Consider the following 4,480-nt stretch of genomic DNA (forward strand, 5'->3'; position numbering starts at 1 on the left):
GCCGATGACGCTCACCACGACGCTGCCCGCCAACACGGCCGACGTCACGGTGGAGCTGCAGACGACGGGCAGCCGGATGAACTTCCTGGCCAACCCGTTCGGCACCGACCTCGACCTGACGGGCATCTACTCCTGGCCCGGCGGCTCGAACATCCCGCCGACCGGCCCGCAGGTCTGGACCTACGACCCGGTCGCGAAGACCTTCGTCACCGGCGCCACCTCGGTGCCGGCCTGGACGGGCTTCCGCGTCCGCTCGAAGGGCACCGGCAGCGCCGCGCGCAACCTGACGATCCCGGCCTCGGCCGCGCTCACAGGAGGCGCTCGCGTGGCCGCGCGGGAGACGGAGGCCGTCCCCGGCCTGCGGTTCACGCTCGACGGCGTCGACGGCGACGGGACCTCCCGCATCGCCGACCGCAGCTTCGCGATCGGCTTCTCGGACGAGGCTCGCGCGGCGTTCGACGCCGACGAGGACGTCGAGAAGTTCCAGGTGCCCGCTGAGTCCTACGCGCTGATCGGCGCCCGGGCCGGTGAGGCGTTCCTGGGCTACGACGCCCGTCCGTTCGCCAACGCGGAGATCCCGCTCGCCATCGAGGCGCGCGGCACCGGCTCGCGGTTCACGCTGCGCTGGGACGCCGACGCGCTGCCGGCCGGCCTGCCGGTCGTGCTGGTGGACCTCGTGACCGGTCGCGAGATCGACGTCCGCACCCAGTCGAGCGTCTCGTTCGACGTGCGGACGCTGGAGGCGTTCACCGACGTGATCCCGTCGAGCGACTTCGCCGACGGCGCCAACGCGACCGACCGGTTCGTGCTGCGGATCGGCACCTCGGCCTCGGCTGAGGCGGCGATCACGGAGGTCGAGCTGACGGCGATCGCGCCGAACCCGTCGACGGGCGCGGCGCGGGTGTCGTTCGCGCTGCCGGAGGCGGGCCCGGCGCGCGTGACGGTGTACGACGTGCGCGGCCGGTCGGTGGCGACGCTGGTGGACGGTCCGCTGAGCGCGGGCCGTCACGAGGCGACGCTGGACAGCGGCTCGCTGGCGGCGGGCGTCTACGTGGTCCGCCTGGAGGCGGCCGGTGCGGTGGTGACGCGCCAGGCGGTGGTGGTGCGCTAACCCGGCACCGTCGGCCCCACAGTCAGGCTCGGAGCGCCCCGCCGACACACGCTGTCGGCGGGGCGCTCTTCTTTTAAACCGGCCTGTCGTCCCTCGGTGCGACCGAGGCGGGCTGGGGCACGAAGACGACCGGCGTGGCCTGTGGCGCCCTTTCAGCGCACCGGATATGGGTTTATCCTGCCCCCCTTCCTGACCCCACCCCCTCGATGCGCTTCGTACTCCTCGTCGCCCTGAGTGTGACGCCCCTCCTCACGGCAGGCACCGCCTCGGCCCAGACCGCGCTCTGGTCCGACGTGTCCACGGCGTCGCTCGGCGCCTCCGACCTGCCGACCCTCCCCACGGCCTTCCGCACGGTCGCCCTCGACCAGGGCGCGATGGCGTCGCGGCTGGCGGGCGCTCCCGACCGTGACCTCACGCGCGGCACGACGCTGTCGATCCCGCTGCCCGAGGGTGGATTGGTGGACGTGCGCGTCGCGGAGGCCTCCATCATGGCCCCGGCGCTCCAGGCCCGCTACCCGGAGATCCGGACGTACCTCGCTGACGGCCCCGGCGCCGTGCACGGGCGGCTGAGCCAGACGCCGCTCGGCTTCCGCGCCATGCTGTTCACGCCGAACGGGACGGTCTACGTGGACCCCTACCTCCAGGGCGACACGCGCCACTACGTCGTCTACTACTCCCGCGACCTCGTGGTGGACCCGGCCCTCCGCGGACGCACCACCGACGAAGTGCTCGGGGAGCACGCCGCGCCGTCGCGCCGCGACGGGGAGCAGGGCCGCGCGCACGGCGAGACCCTCCGCACCTACCGCCTCGCGGTCGCAGCGACCGGCGAGTACACCGCCTTCCACGGGGGCACCGTCGCCGGCGGGCTGGCGGCCGTCGTGACCAGCTTCAACCGGGTGACGGGCATCTACGAGCGCGACCTGTCGGTCAGCTTCCAGCTCGTCGCCAACAACGACCAGCTGATCTACACCAACGCCAGCACCGACCCGTACTCGAACACGTCGAGCGACCTCACGGCCAACCAGACCAACATCAACCTGGTGATCGGCTCGGCCAACTACGACGTGGGCCACCTCGTCGGCACCGGCGGCGGCGGCGTGGCCAGCCTCGGCGTGATCTGCACGACCAGCAAGGCGCGCGGCCTGACCGGCTCGGGCGTCCCCGTCGGCGACGCCTTCGACGTGGACTACGTGGCGCACGAGCTGGGTCACCAGTTCGGCGGCAACCACACCTTCAACGGCGACTCGGGCAGCTGCTCGGGCGGCAACCGCAATGGCTCCACGGCCTACGAGCCGGGCAGTGGCTCCACGATCCAGGCCTACGCCGGGATCTGCGGCAACGACAACCTCCAGAGCAACAGCGACGCGTACTTCCACGGCATCTCGCTGGACGAGATGACGGCCCACGTCACGACGGGCAGCGGCGGCACCTGCGGCACGACCATCACGACCGGCAACCCCATCCCCGTCGTCTCTGTGCCGAGCGGCTTCACCATCCCGGCTGAGACGCCGTTCTCGCTCACCGGCAGCGCCACCGACGACACGCCGGGCTCGCTCACCTACACCTGGGAGGAGTTCGACCTCGGTCCGCAGGCGGACGTCAACGCGGGCACGGTCCCGCTCTTCCGGTCCTTCCTGCCCACGGCCAGCGGCACGCGCGTCTTCCCGCAGATGGACCGCCTCCTGGACGGGCTTCCGCCCGTCATCGGCGAGACGCTGCCGACGGCGGCGGGGACGTACACCTTCCGCCTGACCGCGCGCGACAACAACCCGGGCGCAGGCGCCATCCACGACGCCTCGCTCGACGTGGACGTGGTCGCCACCGGCTCGCCCTTCGCGGTCACGTTCGCCACCACGCCCGGCGAGATCTACGCGTCCGGCAGCACGACCGTCACGTGGAACGTCGCCGGCACCAACGCCGGAGCGATCAACACGCCGACGGTCGACATCCTGCTCGCCACCGACGGCGAGACGTTCGACACGGTCCTGGCCGCGGCCACGCCCAACGACGGCTCGCAGACGGTCAGCTTCCCGGCCGTCGAGACCAGCGACGCGCGGATCATGGTCCGCGCCGTCGGCAACATCTTCTTCAACGTCAACCCGCAGCCGTTCACGATCTCCGACGCGGAGCCGCCGGCCATCGTGGTCGCGCCGGGCTCCATCTCGCGCACGCTGCCCGTCGACGGCACCAGCTCCGAGACGGTCACGGTTTCCAACACGGCGTCCTCCGGCGCCCTCGACCTCTCGTGGTCGGTGGACGTGGTGACGGACGCGGAGCGGCTCCGGCCGCAGGCCCCGGCCGCTCGCGACCTTCCGAAGGGCTCCGCCGAGGCGGACGGGACCGGCGCCACGGCGCTTCTGGGCGCGGGCGGCCCGGACGCGTTCGGCTACGAGTGGATCGACTCTGATGAAGCGGGCGGCCCGGCCGTCGACTTCCAGGACATCTCGGGCACCGGCACCGCGGTCACCTTCACGCCGACCGGCTCCTTCCCCGCCGGGGACGAGGGCTACGCTGACGTCGCCCTGCCGTTCACCTTCCCGTTCTACGGGACGGACCGGACGAGCATCCGCGTGATGTCGAACGGCTTCCTGACGTTCTCGGCGTTCGCCTCGAACTCGTTCACGAACGGCACCTTCCCGAATACGGCCACGCCGAACGCGGTGATCGCGCCCTTCTGGGAGGACCTCGACCAGAGCGCGGGGGGCACCGTCTACACGGGCACCGTCTACACGGGCACCCTCGGCGACGGCCGCTTCGTCGTCCAGTACGATGGTGTGCCGCGCTACAACACGACGGCGCCGCTGACCTTCCAGGCGATCCTCTCGCCCGATGGCACCATCGAGGTGCAGTACGGCACCATGTCCGGGACGCTGAACAGCGCCACGGTCGGCATCGAGAACGACGGCGGCACGGACGGCCTCCAGGTCGTCAGCAACGCGGCCTACGTCACCTCCGACAAGGCGATCCTCTACACGTCGCCGGCGGCCCCGTTCATCACGGCCGCGCCGACGAGCGGCACGGTCGCCGCGGGCGCCGACGGCACGTTCACCGTCAACCTCGACGCGACCGACCTCGCGGAAGGCATCTACACGGCCGACCTGATCGTGTCCTCCAACGACCCGACGACTCCGACAGTGACGGTGCCCGTCACGCTGACGGTCGGCGAGGCGGGTGGCGTGTCGATCCTGATCGACGATCCGAAGGGCTTCCGCTTCCTCGGAACCCCCGCGGCCGGCCTCACCGTCGACGACCTCGCGGCGATGAACCTCGTCCGCGGCGTGCCCGGCTACTACCCGGCCGCCAACCCGCCCAACCTCGAGACGAGCTACGACGCCGCCACCGCCACCTGGATTCCCTCCACCGGCACCG

The 4,480-nt window shown here is 71.8% G+C and carries 2 protein-coding genes; both read left to right on the forward strand.

The annotated features are described in order from the left end of the window. Positions 1-1,111, forward strand: a 1,111-nt coding sequence (locus B1759_RS17645; RefSeq protein ID WP_143537472.1) for a T9SS type A sorting domain-containing protein, incomplete at its 5' end; no start/stop codon positions are given. A gap of 206 nt (positions 1,112-1,317) precedes the next feature. After that, positions 1,318-4,480: reprolysin-like metallopeptidase (locus tag B1759_RS17650; RefSeq protein WP_095516410.1), on the forward strand; the 3,163-nt coding region annotated here is incomplete at its 3' end.

Origin of the sequence: Rubrivirga sp. SAORIC476 (assembly GCF_002283555.1) — a bacterium.
GTDB lineage: Bacteria > Bacteroidota > Rhodothermia > Rhodothermales > Rubricoccaceae > Rubrivirga.